This window comes from Paenibacillus sp. FSL R7-0048, from assembly GCF_038004505.1.
Classification (GTDB): domain Bacteria; phylum Bacillota; class Bacilli; order Paenibacillales; family Paenibacillaceae; genus Paenibacillus_AQ; species Paenibacillus_AQ odorifer.
The window spans coordinates 4,019,428-4,036,325 of the sequence record NZ_JBBORF010000001.1; the positions used below are offsets into that span (position 1 = coordinate 4,019,428).

The following is a 16,898-nucleotide window of genomic DNA, read 5'->3' on the forward strand; positions in this document are numbered from 1 at the left end:
AATATAATAAATAAATAATAGTATTAACAAACTCGTAGCCTTTGCCCTGCTTGGATTTACAGAAAAACTCAATCCCTTTAGGTGGAAGATATCACCTACTGATTTTCGGCAATATGTCCAGCCATTCGTTCGTCTTTTACTCCGTGATTACTTTAAATCTAACACACTTCGTCGAATGAAATCGAACAACCGTCCCATCCAGCATTTTTTAGCATAGCACTGTCATTTCCTGCGCTTTCCCGGAAAATAATCATTCCCCCTATTGCCCATTTAGTCTGCGAGGTACCGGATATGCATTAAATTCCTCAGCTAATAATGTCTCTGGGAATAGGAGTCCAGCTTCCTCAAGCAAAGGAATTAACTCTTCATGCGAGCTGTAACGAGAACTGAAATGAGTCAGCAACAGCTGTCCTGCTTTGGCTTCTTTTGCTAACTCTGCAGCCTGACGGGCTGTACTATGATGATATTGATACGCCATGTCAGCCAGATCATGGGCGAAGGTTGCTTCATGAACGATAAGGTCTGCATTAAGAGAGAGTTCTAAGGCTCCCGAACAAGGTCTTGTATCTCCAAGGATAGTAACAATACGTCCTCGTTTGGGTTCCCTGACAACATCAGCAGCACAGATTCGTACACCTTCATCCGTAACAACATCTTCACCTTTTTTTAATTTCCCATAAATCGGTCCCGGTTTTAAACCATAACTCTTAAGCAATTCCGTATTGAGGCTTCCGGGACTATCCTTTTCCGTTACCCGGTAGCCATAGCTGTCAATCCGGTGCTCAAGTAATGCAGCCTCAACTTTAAAGCTATCATCCTCGAATATAATTCCTCCTGTATGCTCTACAATCTCAATCTTATAAGGAATTCGGGATTGGCTCACAGCTAAGGAGATCTCTAAGTAAGCTTTTAATCCAGGGGGTCCGTACACCGTTAACGGTGCTGTCCCTCCCTGATAACCACGACTTAATAATAGACCTGGAAGACCAAATAGGTGATCACCATGCAAGTGGGTAATGAATAGCTTTTCCAGCTTTCCTAGCCGTATCGGTGAACGAAGAACCTGATGTTGTGTACCTTCCCCACAATCGAACATCCAAATACTGCGACGTTCTTCCAGCAGTCTTAATGTAACGGACGTTACATTGCGTTGTACCGTTGGCACACCTGCATTAGTACCTAAAAAATATAAATCCATTCTTTTTCCTCCCTTCTGCTTATTGGCTCAACCATCTCTTTTCAATTCTAAACGACCTTCTTCCAGCAAAAAACCCCCCAGTTACGGGAGGTTCCGCTGAAAGGGATACAATCCCCTACAGACCAGGTATATAAATGAAAGAATTACAGCTTCTCTACATTAAAATACTGCGCTTCTGGATGGGCAAATACCATAGCCGAAACGGAAGCTTCGGGCTCCATCATAAAGCCTTCTGTAAGGTGAACACCGATATCCTCCGGAGATAACAACTTAAACAGTGGACCTTGATCTTCTAAATCCGGGCATGCAGGATAACCAAATGAAACACGGATTCCTTGGTATCTTGCCCCATGTCTTTGCTTCATCGTCATATCCGCCGGATCCGGGAAACCCCAAGTATCGCGCATCATATGATGGACGCGTTCCGCCAGTCCTTCTGCCACTTCAAGTGCAACCGACTGCAAGGCGTGTGAACGCAGATAATCTCCGCTTTCTTTCAGCTGAGTAGACAATTCACGTACACCGTGACCTGCTGTTACAACTAGGAATCCAACATAGTCCATAATACCACTGTCAACAGGTTTCAAAAAGTCCGCCAAGCACAGATGAGGCTCTACCCCTTGTCTCGGGAAAGTAAAGGTATGCAGGATCTCGGACGTATTCTGTGGATTATACACTATAATATCATTCCCTTGCGATTGTGCAGGGAAGAATTGATACATAGCATGTGGAGTAATGGTACCCTCTAGCATCGCTTGATGGAGAATATCGTCTACGGTACCCTTCAGTTCAACAGTCCGCTGATCTCTAGCAGCTAATTGGGCTTCTACAGAACCCCGTAACCCCAAATGATGACCCAGCAGCATTTGCATATTCACATAGGGGATAATATGCCCCAATGGATAGTTACGCAGTACGTGGCGTTCTAAATCCGGTGGAACAAATACAGGTGCATCTGGAGATATTTTGGAACGCACTGCTCTGGTTAGTTTCGGCAGTTCTTGCTTAGGCGCCACCGCAACCGCTGCTTCTGCCTCCACACGAATTTCCTCGGCAATCTTCTCCCGTTCTTCAGGGTTCATAAGCCGATTGGCAATATCCAGCCCGTCCATAGCGTCCTTAGCATACAATACTAGACCGTCATATTCTGGACGAATACGGGTCTTCGTAAATTTACGGGTCAAAGCTGCGCCGCCAACCATAATCGGAACATCGATCCCTGCTGTACGTAAATCCTGAGCGGTGAGGACCATCTGCTGAGCAGATTTCACAAGCAACCCGGACAATCCTATCGCATCAGCTTTTTCTCGACGGAAGGCTTCGATAATGGTCTCTGGTGGTACTTTTATACCCAAATTAATGATCTGATAACCATTATTGGAGAGGATGATCTCCACTAGATTCTTACCAATATCATGCACGTCCCCTTTTACGGTTGCCAGCATAATTTTTCCTTTAACCGCTGTCTCATCCTTCTGCATAAACTGCTCTAGATGATTGACAGAAGCCTTCATCACTTCAGCGCTTTGCAGCACCTCAGCAACGATCAATTCATTATTATTAAATAACCGGCCGACTTCCGACATCCCTGCCATCAGCGGTCCATTGATGATCTCCAGCGGACCAGATTTAGTCAATGCTTCATTAAGGTCAGGAATGAGTCCTTCCTTCGTACCTTCAACCACATAGGAAGCTAAACGTTCTTCAAGTGACAGGTTGGAAATCTTCTCTTTTTTCTCTACTTTTTTACCACGGAAAGCAGCTACAAAAGCAGAAAGCGTCTCATCATTCGTATTATAAATCAGTTCCTCAGCAAGATGACGTTCTTCAGCAGGAATGGAAGCATACCGCTCCACTTTTTCTGTATTTACGATCGCATAATCTAATCCAGCTTTTGTACATTCATAAAGGAATACGGAGTTCAACACTTCACGACCCGCTTCCGGCAATCCAAAGGAGACGTTGCTAATGCCCAAGATCGTATGAACACCTGGAAGTGCTTCCTTGATCAAACGAATGCCGTCAATCGTTTCTTTTGCTGAACCGATATATTGTTCATCTCCGGTTCCTACAGGGAACACCAATGTGTCAAAAATAAGATCTTCTCCTGCTAAACCGTACTTATTCACTAGCAAGTCATAAGAGCGTTTAGCCACTTCCAGTTTATCTGTGGCCTTAATGGCTTGTCCCGTCTCATCGATGGTACCCACAACAATAGCTGCACCATATTTATGAATGATCGGCGTCACCAGCTCGAATTTCTCTTCACCATCTTCAAGGTTAATGGAGTTAATTATCGCCTTACCTTGACAGTACTGTAAAGCTAAATCGATAACCTTAGGATCGGTAGTATCGATCATCAAGGGTACTTTAACCTTTTTCACAACCAGTTCTAAGAAAAGCTTAATATCTTCAATCTCATCACGGTCAGGGTCTTGTACACACACGTCAATAACCTGTGCCCCACTCTTCACCTGAGCACGGGCAATTTCTGAGGCTTCTTCATATTTACCTTCGACGATAAGACGTTTAAATTTACGAGAGCCAAGTACATTCGTACGTTCACCAACCATGTATGGGCGGTTGTCGTTCTCAATATAGATAGGCTCAATGCCTGAAAGTGCAGGCGGATGATTACCTGCCAGCGGGCGTGGAGGATATTCTGAAAGTGCTTCCTTCATCGCACGGATATGCTCTGGTGTCGTTCCACAGCAACCCCCTGCAATGTTCAGCCAGCCTTTTTCGGCAAAGGCTGCAATCTTGCGAGCTAAAGAATCTGGAGATTCATGATAATGTCCGTTCTCATCCGGCAATCCTGCGTTTGGATAACAGCTCACGGCTGCGGAGGAGATCTCCGAAAGCGAACGAATGTGATCCCGCATAAACTCAGGACCAGTCGCACAGTTGAGGCCCATAGAGATAGGCTTCAGATGTTCTAATGAGATATAAAATGCTTCAATATTCTGACCCGCCAATGTAGTACCCATTGGTTCAATTGTTCCGGAAATCATAACCGGCAATGTGATGCCAGTCTTTTCAAAAGCATTACGAATACCAATACTTCCAGCTTTAACGTTAAGTGTATCTTGAGAGGTCTCCAGCAGCAAAACATCTACTTTACCGTCGATCAATGCCACTGCTTGTTCCTCATAGCTATCAACTAACTCTTGGAAAGTAACGCCTCCAGTTACTGAGAGCGTTTTTGTTGTTGGACCCATAGCCCCCACGACGTATCGCGGACGGTCAGGTGTGTCATATTTGTCTACTGCTCTGCGAGCCAACTCTGCTGCCGCTAGATTGATCTCACGTGCCCGCTGAGGAATATCATATTCAGCTAGCACAACAGAGGTTGCACCAAATGTGTTAGTCTCAATGAGATCAGCCCCTGCTTCGAGGTACTGCTCATGAATCGTCTGAATGACTTCTGGACGTGTTAATACCAGCATTTCATTACAGCCGTCCAGCTCATCGCCTCCAAAATCTTCTCCAGTAAGAGGCACCTGTTGGATCATCGTGCCCATTGCGCCATCAAGGATCAAAATCCTTTGTTGTAAGCTTTCCTCAAGTGTATATTTAGCCAACTAATAGTCCCCCCAGTAAAACATTAGAGTAAGTTTAGCAGAATAAAGGAATTTCGAAAAGCCTTCCTTTCCACTCTGCTTTATCTGTTATTGCTCAGTAACCTTTGCGAACCTTTGAATCATGGTTTCACAGACAGCTCTTTGCTAGGCATAGAGTGCTGTGTCCGGGCTGTCACATGTGAAGTGACATTATATTGTCCTTCCTTTTCAAGGGTCCCTTCTGCTTGATAGACTCCTTTACCAATTAGCTTTCCCTTAAGCTCTATTTTCTGTCCCTCATCATTTTTATTCACAATTTCGAACAGAACCTCTTTTGCATCATCTACTGCCTCGTTATCTTGGGTCACCACAGCTTCAAAGGTTACCTTTTGATTTACAACAACTTCTTCAGGACTCCATTGTAGTTCGACTTTGATAGGTTCCATAGACATGTTCATATTCATGTTATGTATTTCTGAATGCTTGGTTCCATTTGAAGAACATCCACCTAGTACTAGAAGTGTTGCACCTAATAATACAGCGACTAATTTCTTCGATCTCATCATTTGGAGCCCTCCCAATCATTATCGAATAATAAAAATCTACCAATTCATGTTATACATCTCCATCTATTATACACATTATTATTGGTTTTTCAGTATTTTGCATCAATTCCGCATTAGTCTTGTGACTTAAATCATTTACTTAAAAATCTAATGAAATCCTTATGTTAGTATGTATGTACAGAAAAGCAGCGAGTTTCTTAGGATCTCAGAAACTCGCTGCTTTTATAAAGTCTTTATGTTGGAGCTAATAGCTCTGTATATCTTACAAGGATTGAACTAGTGGAAGAAGTTCCTCAAGATGATTGATTTCATGATCCGGATGAATATCAAGACTAGGTGCTCTATCTTTTCTATTAATCCAGACCGTGGTCAACCCTGCTGCCAGCCCCCCACGGATATCCGTTGTCAGCTTATCGCCGACCATAACCGCTTGCTCAGGCGTTACATCAAGAAGCTCTAAAGCATGCAGGAAAATTTCCTTATCCGGTTTGCCTTTACCAAAGCTTCCGGAAATCACAATATGATCAAAGAAAGGAATTAACTCGGGCACACCATCTAGTTTCTCTTGTTGCAGTGCAGGACAGCCGTTCGTAAGTAGCAAAAGCTTCACTTGACCCCGTAACTGTTCCAGTACATGCATTGTTTCTTCATAGATGTATGGACGTTTTCTGCGCTCTGCTGCGAATTTAGTTGCCAAGGTCTCAGCTAGTGCTTCGTCTTCCACCCCTAACACTGCAAGTCCGCGACGCCAAGACTCTTTACGATATACCGGTGCAAGCTGCTCCAATTGACGGAATTCTGGCTGTTCACCTGCCGTAAAGTTAGCCCAGAGTGCTTCATAAGGATTAATTCCGATCATCTTTGTAAATGGGAACGTCTCATAAGATTCATACAAGCTACTTGCTTCCTTACGAACTGCAACTTCTAGTTCTTGTGGATCAATCGTATCCCCGGCGGCTTCACAAGCAGAACGAAATGCTTCTTCGACGCTCCGATCATCCCACAGCAATGTATCATCAAGGTCAAATAGTACAGCAGAAATTGGCATTACAGGTCTCCCTCTCCCTTTAACTGGTCTAGTTCTATTCGTGAACTACTTCAATGTTGTGAGCTTTAGCAAATGCTTCTAATCGTGTACTCATCGCATTAGTATCATAGCGATTCATAAGTTTTGTGAAAATCCATTTCGTACGTTTCCCTTTGTGCTTAATGACTACAGCTCCACGCGAAAGGGTGATTTTCTCAATATCTGCAGCTGGAAGTCCGCGTTCGCGATTGAATTTAATAGTGGACAGTCTTGCTTTTTCCACCTTCAAGTACGGACGACGGAAGAACAATAGCGCTGCCAGCAAATAGTACAGTACTACTCCCAGCCAATTAGCCAGCATGCCATTGCCTTTGGCCTGATCAATAGAACCAACTACCCAAAACATAGTGCCAAGTATCACTAACACTACCGGAAATGCAATGTTGCGACCTTTAAAGACTTCGGCATTCTGGGTAGGAGATTTAGAGGCATAAATCGTATCCTTGCCTTGTTTCTTTCTTTGCTTGTTGATTTGCTGTGTGTTGCGTTGAACCATTCTTTCCCAAGAACGGGCCATGTGCGTTCCCCCTAGTCATCCTGAAATATCTATGAAAAGGAACAGCGAGCTAATGTTTAAGCCCCTTGTTACCTTGTTCATGCTCATCGTTATCTACTACTTCAATAGTATTTAATTGTGCTCGGAAGTTATTGCGGATATTCCCCAGGTAAATTTCACGAAGCTTGGCGCGTTCCGCCACTTCCTCTTGATTAAGGCCTACGCTCTTCTGTTTGCGTGCCAATTCGTTAATTCGCGCGACCAACTCATCAATATTCAATACTTTCCCTCCCCCTATAAATTAATTCTAACTCTGCCATGAGAAAAAGAGCTTGTCAAGGTCTACTCCCTGCAAGCTCTACTGGTCATTCTATTATGTTCTCAGAAAATTAATAAATAGGTAAAGTAAGTATGTCTCCAGCGTTAATTTGACTACTCTTAATCCCACTTGAACGTTTAATTCCTTCTATATAAACAACTGTCTTCATATCAGCAGGTTTATTCTTAAGAGCAATACTCCATAGTGTATCTCCACGTTCAACCACAATCCGCTTCTCTTCCTTCATTATAGTCGTCGATCCTGCAAACACATTTCCCACTACTGTTAGGCCAGAAAATACTAGCACGATAATCAATATTAACTTAATAAAGAAATCTTGACGGAACAACGAAATCATCCCTCCAAGCAAACGTTCCGTTATCTCTTTCACCTTAGCGGAATTACGGGCAACGTCATTATGTCCTAAAGATTCAACCACTGGGGCCTTATCGTAGATGCTGCGGTATGTACTGTATTTTAGCATAATTATCATCCTCCAAACACTTGTTCTTACTTTCGAATTCATAATAACACGAACATGTGTTTTGTTCAATACTATTTCAGAACAATTGTTCTCTTTTTTTCGAGAGACTCAAACGGTTCATTTTATTATCATTCATCTACCATTTTTTAACTCTAGCAGATTAATATTTATAATAGTTAGAACTTATGTTTGTGCGAACGGTAGTTCTATGTTATAATTTTCCCAAACATTACTATATGGGGTTGATTCCAATGTCAAAGATTTCAAGTCGCCAGCTGGCGATCCTGGAATTTATACGAAGCGAAGTCCGCAGCAAGGGTTATCCACCTTCCGTCCGGGAAATTGGAGAAGCTGTTGGCCTTGCTTCCAGCTCCACAGTTCACGGTCATTTGGACCGGCTTGAGAAGAAGGGACTTATTCGTCGAGATCCAACGAAGCCACGTGCAATAGAATTACTAGGCCAAGAGGATTCAGAGAATGTTCACCAATTCGCGCAGACCATCTCACGGATTCCTGTCGTAGGTAAAGTTACCGCCGGGGTACCTATCACTGCTACAGAGAATATCGAAGACTACTTCCCACTTCCTACTCACTATGTAGGTGACAACAAAGTATTTATGCTGTCTGTCATGGGTGATAGTATGGTTGACGCAGGCATTATGAATGGTGACTATGTGATTGTTCGCCAACAACAAACAGCGGACAACGGAGATATCGTTGTAGCCATGACCGAAGAAGATGAAGCAACCGTTAAGACCTTTTACAAGGAACGTGATCATATACGGCTTCAGCCGGAGAATCCAGCTTATGAGCCGCTTCGCCTTAATCGCGTAACTATTCTCGGAAGAGTCATCGGATTGTTTCGAGATATCCACTAAGTATGCACTTCTAACATAAAAGGCTGGTCCGCATATGCGGACCAGCCTTTTTTCTACGTTTTTTTTGCTTTTCCAACCACAAACGAACATTTGTTCTCATTGGCTAAAATGGCCATTTTCTATGAATAACCCTTTAGGCGTTCTGCTCATATCCTAATTAGAAAGGAGTGTTGCGTATAATGCCCAACTACCGAATTATTGTAGATCTGACCCAACGAATGTTATATCTTCTGGACAATGATATTGTGATTAGAGGTTTCCCTGTCGGCATCGGTAAGATGTTAACCCAATCCCCGGTGGGAGAATTCACTATTATTAACAAACAACCCGACCCAGGGGGTCCCTTCGGTGTCTTTTGGATGGGACTGTCTAAACCACACTACGGAATTCATGGAAACAATGACCCTTCCTCCATTGGGAAAGAGGTGTCCCACGGCTGCATCCGGATGTACAACGAGGATGTGTTAGCACTCGCTGCTATTGTCCCAATAGGCACACGAGTAACGATAAGAAATTAAATTCGAATGGAGGCTCGGCAACCCCCAAATCACATTAAAAAATGGGGGTCATTACATAAGTAAGTATTTTTTCATTAGCATACTAGGAGTTTGATGATTATATGTCGAATATTGTTAACAGGATTGCAAATTGAAAAGGATGTGTTTAGTTTGAATAATTCAAAAATTAGAACCCTCGTCGATTTTAAAGTCGATGCACTGGGTAAGCTGTCCGGTTTACTTTTAAATGATGAACAAGCTAGTGGAAAAAAAGTGAATTTGCTCACCTCTTTTGGCAGCATTCAGGGAATCGTCTCTCCAACCGTCTCCAACAAAGAGGATGTATTTGATTTAAAATCGTTGATGGATGATGTAATTGTAGACGAATACATATCTTATTTGGGAGCAGAACACCCTGATAAAAATTTCAGCTATAACTTTGTTGTCCTCAATGACGTTACTGTAAGACCTTATGCAAGTTATGGAACTCCGATCGAATACAAACAGCTGATTGTTTATACTGATCATATCACTGCCTTCAATTTTCTATAGGTTTACATAATCACCTTAAAAAGCACCCTTGCAGCAACCCCCAATTTTGCATCATTTGCAGAATCGGAAGGTTTCTCTGGGTGCTTTTTTTGGGTTAATCGTGAAGCCGATCCTATAATTCCACGAATTCCCCTTTTAAAAGATACTAGTGGGGATCATTCAGGCATATCTTTCAATAAGCAACAATTTGAGTCTAATGAGATAACTAGGAGGTGTGATTATATGCTGATTATCCTGATGTACTTATTTGCTATTTTAGGAGTTGTTTTAATTCTAAGTGCCGCCATTATAAAATTGAAAACGCTATCTGCTTCATCTGAAATTTCTAAGCTAGTTAATGCGACCTCATCTTTTAACATCAGCTTCACCAAAACATTCATTCCCCCCAATCAATCTCACTTGATCGCACTTAACGAGCCTAATAAAAAATTAGCAATTGGCACCAAAAATCCGAAGAGTAACAAAAAAGCAGTAGCAAAGCTATACTCATTTGATAATGTAATGGGATCCGAGATTGTGGTTAACGCACTTACCCTTTCAAAAGTATCCAAAAGACATCAAAACAGCAAAACTACTGCAACAAGTGCAGATATTAATGTCCTTAAGGACACCGATGAAGAAGCTAATGTGATAGAAGAGCTTACGCTTAAAATATATATGAACAGCAAAGAAACGCCTGTGTATTGTATCTCCTTCTTGCCGGGTTTATTGCCTATTCAACAATCCGACAACCAGTACAAGGAAGCTTACTCCCAAGTACAACAATTACATGCACTGTTCAGGTCAATCGTATCTGAATAATTAAGTTGCTTTTTGCGCAATAAGATGTGTGAATTATTTTTCGCAAAAGCCTTTGATGTAGACGCCATATCGCCATACCCCCATTTGTTTTCGACATAAAAAAATCTAAAATTGCACACTAAACCCATCAAACTGGTGAATGCCCGTACCATGTGCTACTACCTTTTGCTCACGTAACTCACGAACCGCTTTTTTGACCTCTTGTAAAATAGATGGATCTAAACCCAGTGTATTATGAGAACCGAATACTTGGGTAACTCCTGGAATTTCCGTAATCTTTTCTAAGGATGCCACTAAATCAACCGGACTAGTCGAAGGGTAAAAGGCATAGATTGGCGTAACGTCATACAATAAATCACCTGTAAACAGATATCCGTTGGCATGATCAAAAAGGCTGATATGACCTGGCGAATGACCTGGTGTGTGGTATATTTCTATTTTACGCCCGCCTATGTCGAGCACATCCCCTTCTTGTAAAAGAGCTGTTGGTTTCCCTTGAAAAGGTATGTAGGTGTTAGGATCAAAGGTTTCAGGAACAGGAAGGCTGATGTCCCGGCTCATATCTTTACGAATCTGGGCAAGGGACAAGCCTTTTATTCCGTTAATCAGCCAATCCGCATCCTCTTTATGTACATAGATTGTCTCGAATTGCCCATGACTGCCAATATGATCTGCATGCACATGCGTAGTTATGACAGCGATAGGTAAATCCGTTAACTGATCCGTTATTCTTTTTATATTATCAATACCTAATCCCGTATCAATTAACGCGGCTTGTTTTTGCCCCAAGAGTAAAAAACAATGCACCTTTTCCCAATGTCCATATTCACTGATTGCATAGGTGGTCGGATCAATTTCCGTTACTGTAAACCAACGATCTTTAATCAATTACGCTCCCCCATTCCATTTTTCCCTTACATGCTCTTCTCCCTTACAATAATCCGCCTGTTCATCCGCTTGATAGATTTCTTGATAGGGCAAAATGTTGATTTTGCCTGAGTCTGGATATTCGCAAATATCTATTCCCTGATTCGTTCGGAGATCCAGATACCTGCATGGTGCATCGGAATGATTATAAAGCTGGTGCGCCCCTTCCGGTCCCATTTCAAAAAATATTACATCCCCTTCAGTAACCTCCGTAAAACCCTCGGGTGTTCTTAACATCGCTTTTCCCGCTAAAATCACAAATATTTCTTCAGCATTTCTATGAAAATGATAAGGAAAAGAATATTTATCAGGATCTAAAGATCTGATATCAAAAACTAAATGCTTGGAGCCCACCATTTCAGCTAACCTTTCACTCGTATGCCAAGCAAACTCTAGGATCGGGGACTGTTTTTGTGTAAAAGAGACCGTATTTTCATTAAAAATCTTCACCATCTGCAACACTCCTCCTTATGTTGTGCGTTCATTTACAACAAATAAAGAATCCCAGCTACAGCTAATGAAATAAGACCACCTAAAGCGGACCAATTCGCTACTTTGTTTTTAGCTTTACGGTCTTGCTTAGATTCCGAATAAAAGTTACCTCTTTGTTGTGTACCTGTCGTGAAGGCTCCAACACATATACCTGAAATTATAAAGAAGCCCAATCCTATGTAAATAAAAATTTGCATGAACTTACTCCTTCCCAGGAAAGAATTAGTTATCTATATATAAGATATTTTAACATTAAATCCCTCTACTACGTGCCATGACTTTCGGACCCAGATGACGCTATTTGCTAATTTTGAGCCTTTGAAGCATGGTTTCGGACTCCAGTGACGTTATTCCTAAGGATGAGGCTCATATTGAGTGTTTTTAATGCCAATAGCGACTATGGAGTCCTTTAGTATCCCAAATGTGAGATAAAGCTCCATATAAGGTCTGTTGGGTCCTATAGCGGGCTGATACGCGAAATTTGCAACCTCAGCAAACGGAAATTGGCGTTCGAATGAAGTAAGGTACCAAAAAAGAAGAAGAAGTGAGCCAACAACCATTTTTTGATTATGGTTATGGCACACCCCTTCTACTCCGCACAACTCCTACGGCTCTGATCACACTTAATTCCTTTCAAGTTCAAGTGTTGCCAGTGAAACCATCACCCAAGGTGCAAACTTATTCGACGAATCCCCCTTAGGATTGTGTATCCGAAAAAGAAAAGCTTCCCCCGCCTGATTCTTCCAGACCATATAATCTTCTATCCCTTTATCACCAGTTGCCTGCAGATATAGTTCAGCAAAACCTAGAGGATGTTCAATTAGTTCCCCGCTATGGTCGTTTGCTTTGCCAATTGCAGAAAGCTCGGTTTGTCCCTGCTGCTTCAAAGCTGTAAGATCGTAATCGGCAGGTAAGTGTTTAATTTCGGCATAATAGGTTGGATCCTCAGTTAATGATAAACGACCAGACTGTGAGTCTAGTGTGAAACCCTGAAAAACATACAGGGAATATCCATCACCTTTCCCAAGTGTACCTTCTTGCCCTGAGACCCCTCCCTCCTGTTCACCAAATGCTTTGGTCTTTGGCCGATCGGATGTTAGAGGATCAGTGGCCTCCGGACTGGCGGACTCCTGCGCCTCCATAGAAGGAGTAGCAGAAGGTTCAGGAGTGCTTGTAGCTTCAACAACTGGCATTGTCGCTGCACTTGACGCTGTAGGTTTTGCCTCGTCTGTTGTTTTATTGTTACTACATGCACCGAGAATTGAGGAAGACAGAAGAATACTAGTAACTGTAGTTAATAATATTTTTTTCATTACGCACCTCCTTATTACTATATTAGTTATTACCCACATGAGTGACGTGTCCTCTTATTCTTCAAACTTTTCTCAATTTTATTGCTACGGATTGAAAAATTTCAAACAATCGACTCGTTCTTATTTACAGCTATGGAGTTGTGCTCGAAATTCAAATTGTTCCCGGACGATTCGGGCACCTACTATCTTAATTAATGCCACCAGATTCCATAAAGTGACCCATGAGATCTTAGTTCTTCTCGGTTTCATAAGGTTAATTGGACTGAGCAAGAGCAAGGTAGACGATACAACAATTAAGTAAAACAAATTCCACAAAACACTTTACTTAACACATTTTCAGAAAAAAATTAAATAGCGACTCACAGCCAACCGCGGGGGGTCTGTAAATCGCCGTTCTCAATGATCTGTAACTCAGGTCTTGTGTCAATACTCTTTGATAAATCCTTTTATAGTCAGAGCGATGCGGGAATATAACCAATGACTGACCATGACTATGTATAATCGTCTATAGAGTTATTTTTTTGATTTATAACTTCTTACTAAATAACTAATACCTTTAAAAATCAAAACCACTAATATCCCGAAAATTATCAAAGTTAATATTAAGTTTGACCAAACTATATCCAAATTCACTCCTCCGTCTCTGCATTTAATTCTTCTATCTCCCATGATATCCCATTATTTATGATAAATGACCAACTTCTTACACATCGAAATTATTAGCCTGTATAATATCCTCGATTAACAAACTGTTTGTAGGCGTTTTATAGGTATATCATAAATGATACTCAAAAGGCCAGCAGGCTGCCTATACAAAAACAAAGTAAACCCTCAATGGCAAAGGCGTTAAAGTTTTATCAGTTTAAGATTACAGTTAGATTACAGTTACTAAAGCGGCACTTAGTCACTAAGCTGCTGATATCACTAAAAGCTAGATTAAATCCACGTTCATCTTCCCTGAGCTGCAGCTCCCACATAGCCCGTTGACTTTGTTGATTCCACAACCGGAGGAGCCCGTAAAAGCATAATAATCCCATCGCTACAAACACTTTAAACCAACAATTTAAGATTCTCAAACCCAACAGGGTTTGGGTCATTGTCATTATATATATTCCTTGCCGGGGATGTCGGTTGTATCTGGCTAGCGTAATGAATCTGTGAACACGTGAAATCATTGGATGGCGACTGGAAAATCATAAGGAAAACCAATTGTGCGCAAACGAATGTATGGATCGATAAGGTATCTTTCACCTGCTCGTTTTGCTGAGCAATTTACTAGAAAATCTATTTCTTACCGTCCACTTTTTTGACTTTGGTCTAATTAAGAAAAAGTAAGAAGTGAGATCATGCTCATACAATCAGTTAGCGAGCATATGATTGTTGATAGAATACTTATAAATTATTGGAGGTTTTGCTAATGTATATGGTGTATCCTTATTGGTTCAGATCTCAATTTGTCCCCATTTGGGCAACTTCAACTCAAGAGGCTCTTGAATTAATGAGGACTTCAGTCCAAGGTGAACGAAATGACGAACTTTTTTATGACCAACTCATTCAACTTGCTCCGAATAAAGAACAAGCTGAAGTTATTACTTCTATTCGGAATGATGAACGTGGGCATAATCTTATGTTTCGACAAATGTACAGAGAATTGACAGGACATGAAGTGACAGGAGTTAGCGACGAAGTCCCTGAACAAGTTAATTCGTATAACAATGGTTTGCAAAAAGCCTTTCAAGGTGAATTGTCAGCGGTTGAAAAGTATCGAAAGATATGGTTCGGTCTTCCGTATGGCGTTTATAAGGATACTTTATATGGCATTATTCTCGATGAGCAAAAGCATGCAGCGAAGTATAATAATTTATTGATACTAAATTCAGCTGCAAATCAGTAGTCATTGTATCGACTGCCCTTCAGAAATACACAACTTTACTTTCATAATATTAAGCGTGTCCCCTCTGCCTTCTCTCGAGTGCAAATGTAAGTCTTATCTTGTACCTGTGTCATGACGGCGCCTTCCCTAACACGTTGAACTCATCCACATTCTCGATCCAATCAAATGTCCCGCCCACGATGTGTGTGAACGATGCGTCAGCTCTATCCATACCACCATTATTCCCCGCATTTCTTTCTGATACTTCGTATATGATCGAACGTTTACTTTCCAACTGTCGGACTATGGTCTGCAGCACAATTCCCTCAAAAACCATATTCTTTGCCCTCATCCTAATAATCCACTTTTCGCTATGCAGCTAAGCTAGATGGTGTTAAGCCTTCTGGCTTTTTTACATTTTAGTCAAGAACGAATTCAAAGGTAACGCATGCTTTGGATTCGCCTTTGAATTGATTATCGATAACGAAACATACGAGTGAAATTTATCAAAAGGCCGTGCTCGCAATTCAAAAATTCAATCATTTGACTGAGTCATAGCATTCTCCTTATAAGAGGCTAAGAAGTTTTACCTGTCGCGAAAATGGCTTGTCCCAAGTTGGAGAGCATTCTTATAGTCCAATTCATAAAATCGTTTAGCCAGCTTATTACCCCTTTCAAGCTTTGGAATAACACGTTTAGGTCATGGTAGCATAAGAATCACAGCGCACATGTACACATATTTCAAAGAAAATAAATGAAAGCAGTATGGAGAAATTTGAAGCTCATATGAGAAGTATCCTCGAATGATCACTACATTTTTTGGGGGCATTACGGGGGCGTCCATAAACCTCTACAATATCTCCTATCCTTACCCCCACACACAAAAAAACCCTCAACACCAAAGGCGTTAAGGGTTTAAAGGTTCTAGTAAAGCGTCATATATTGGTTTCTTTCCAACTCATGAACCTGAGTACAATTTACAGTTTGCCTTTTTTTAATGGTCTGAATAGTACCTAACTCCGTTAAAATAAAGGGTTCTCTGAGAAAACGATTACGGATTTCAATGTCTTCCTTCTATTATTTGTGAGCATTTTGTGGGCGTTTATGTGTGCAGGAAATATAGCCCAATTTTCAATCAGAAGAGGTACTACAAATGCAATTGAAGATTTCAATCTAGGGAATAGAATCCAGAATATCGCTATCTTAAAAGTGGCTTGAAAATCGTATTGGGAGAATCATCGCCGTTAAAATTAACTTTAGATATCGGATAACCATCGCTAATTGGCTTCGTTCCGGAATCATTGGTGGATGTATCATAGGATCCATTGCCTCCGTGAGGGAAGAAATTTAATGTATGAACAAAAACCCTGCTACCATCATGGTCAGCAAGGTTTTATTATGACGCTTACTCGTAGAGTTGATTACAGATAAAACAAAATTTTTTGAGCAATAAAAGAGCAGTTCAGGTTATCCCTGTGATGACTCTTCTACATGGTACAACTCCTAACAGCAGCAATTCAATGTTACACAGCTTATCTACTACTAAAGGACAAGAAAAAAGGAACCATAAAACGTCGCCCGCGCGGCAAACGAAAATAGTTTCCCGGAGACGCCACTGATGCTACCGATACAACGACAGAACCATTACTCAAATGACAGGGCTGCTTACTTTGGAATGTCCCAGAGAACTTTTGAAGAACAAGGAGCACCCCCTAAATTATGAGATGGGAAGATTTAAAGCCGGGACAGTCCGTGCATATCTGTGACAATCACGATAGCGGATTTGGTGGAAGGTGCGGAAGTATTGTAGCTATTGGTACTTTTATTGGTATCAGCGAACGTATAGGTGCGTTGA

The 16,898-nt window shown here is 41.4% G+C and carries 17 protein-coding genes; 5 read left to right on the forward strand and 12 right to left on the reverse strand.

Features of this window, described 5'->3' with window-relative positions; genetic code table 11:
- Positions 1-259: 259 nt before the first annotated feature.
- The 7 genes from rnz to NSQ91_RS17990 form a co-directional block, all read right to left on the reverse strand.
- Positions 260-1,198, reverse strand: coding sequence for a ribonuclease Z (gene rnz, locus NSQ91_RS17960; protein WP_340919182.1), 939 nt, complete (start codon positions 1,196-1,198; stop codon positions 260-262).
- A gap of 143 nt (positions 1,199-1,341) precedes the next feature.
- A complete protein-coding gene (gene metH / locus NSQ91_RS17965; RefSeq protein WP_370510755.1) occupies positions 1,342-4,719 on the reverse strand; it encodes a methionine synthase in 3,378 nt (1,125 codons plus the stop codon).
- Between the two features lie 179 nt (positions 4,720-4,898).
- The gene (locus NSQ91_RS17970; protein WP_038571571.1) at positions 4,899-5,324 is read right to left on the reverse strand and encodes a FixH family protein; all 426 of its coding nucleotides are present in this window, start codon (positions 5,322-5,324) and stop codon (positions 4,899-4,901) included.
- A gap of 262 nt (positions 5,325-5,586) precedes the next feature.
- A complete protein-coding gene (locus NSQ91_RS17975) occupies positions 5,587-6,372 on the reverse strand; it encodes an HAD family hydrolase (protein ID WP_076304086.1) in 786 nt (261 codons plus the stop codon).
- A 34-nt stretch (positions 6,373-6,406) separates the two neighbouring features.
- Positions 6,407-6,928, reverse strand: coding sequence for a hypothetical protein (locus NSQ91_RS17980; protein WP_076128411.1), 522 nt, complete (start codon positions 6,926-6,928; stop codon positions 6,407-6,409).
- A gap of 49 nt (positions 6,929-6,977) precedes the next feature.
- Entirely contained in the window at positions 6,978-7,187 is a 210-nt protein-coding gene (locus NSQ91_RS17985) for a DUF896 domain-containing protein (protein ID WP_036687717.1), read from the reverse strand.
- Positions 7,188-7,296: 109 nt separating this feature from the next.
- On the reverse strand, positions 7,297-7,710 hold the full coding sequence (locus NSQ91_RS17990; RefSeq protein ID WP_036687719.1) for a LysM peptidoglycan-binding domain-containing protein: 414 nt from the start codon (positions 7,708-7,710) through the stop codon (positions 7,297-7,299).
- 251 nt (positions 7,711-7,961) lie between these two features.
- Here NSQ91_RS17990 and lexA point away from each other — a divergent pair, with 251 nt between their 5' ends.
- The 4 genes from lexA to NSQ91_RS18010 all read left to right on the forward strand — a co-directional run bounded on the left by lexA (position 7,962) and on the right by NSQ91_RS18010 (position 10,438).
- Positions 7,962-8,588, forward strand: a complete 627-nt coding sequence (gene lexA, locus NSQ91_RS17995) for a transcriptional repressor LexA (protein ID WP_036687720.1) — start codon at positions 7,962-7,964, stop codon at positions 8,586-8,588.
- A 179-nt stretch (positions 8,589-8,767) separates the two neighbouring features.
- On the forward strand, positions 8,768-9,106 hold the full coding sequence (locus NSQ91_RS18000; RefSeq protein ID WP_076128407.1) for a L,D-transpeptidase: 339 nt from the start codon (positions 8,768-8,770) through the stop codon (positions 9,104-9,106).
- Positions 9,107-9,256: 150 nt separating this feature from the next.
- Positions 9,257-9,637 (forward strand): hypothetical protein, encoded by a 381-nt coding sequence (locus NSQ91_RS18005; protein WP_139329870.1) that lies wholly within the window; start codon positions 9,257-9,259, stop codon positions 9,635-9,637.
- Between the two features lie 222 nt (positions 9,638-9,859).
- Positions 9,860-10,438 (forward strand): hypothetical protein, encoded by a 579-nt coding sequence (locus NSQ91_RS18010; RefSeq protein WP_076128403.1) that lies wholly within the window; start codon positions 9,860-9,862, stop codon positions 10,436-10,438.
- A 105-nt stretch (positions 10,439-10,543) separates the two neighbouring features.
- Here NSQ91_RS18010 and NSQ91_RS18015 read toward each other — a convergent pair whose 3' ends face one another.
- From NSQ91_RS18015 to NSQ91_RS18030, 4 genes are all read right to left on the reverse strand, one after another.
- A complete protein-coding gene (locus NSQ91_RS18015; protein ID WP_076304084.1) occupies positions 10,544-11,326 on the reverse strand; it encodes an MBL fold metallo-hydrolase in 783 nt (260 codons plus the stop codon).
- On the reverse strand, positions 11,327-11,818 hold the full coding sequence (locus NSQ91_RS18020; RefSeq protein WP_076304083.1) for a cupin domain-containing protein: 492 nt from the start codon (positions 11,816-11,818) through the stop codon (positions 11,327-11,329).
- Positions 11,819-11,850: 32 nt separating this feature from the next.
- Positions 11,851-12,054, reverse strand: coding sequence for a DUF5316 domain-containing protein (locus tag NSQ91_RS18025; RefSeq protein WP_076184440.1), 204 nt, complete (start codon positions 12,052-12,054; stop codon positions 11,851-11,853).
- A 426-nt stretch (positions 12,055-12,480) separates the two neighbouring features.
- The gene (locus tag NSQ91_RS18030) at positions 12,481-13,170 is read right to left on the reverse strand and encodes a hypothetical protein (RefSeq protein ID WP_076128397.1); all 690 of its coding nucleotides are present in this window, start codon (positions 13,168-13,170) and stop codon (positions 12,481-12,483) included.
- Between the two features lie 1,417 nt (positions 13,171-14,587).
- Between NSQ91_RS18030 and NSQ91_RS18035 the strand changes: the two genes are divergently transcribed.
- On the forward strand, positions 14,588-15,064 hold the full coding sequence (locus tag NSQ91_RS18035) for a ferritin-like domain-containing protein (protein ID WP_076220480.1): 477 nt from the start codon (positions 14,588-14,590) through the stop codon (positions 15,062-15,064).
- 109 nt (positions 15,065-15,173) lie between these two features.
- Here the strand turns inward: NSQ91_RS18035 and NSQ91_RS18040 are convergent, their stop codons facing one another.
- Entirely contained in the window at positions 15,174-15,395 is a 222-nt protein-coding gene (locus NSQ91_RS18040; protein ID WP_076281708.1) for a hypothetical protein, read from the reverse strand.
- Between the last annotated feature and the right edge of the window lie 1,503 nt (positions 15,396-16,898).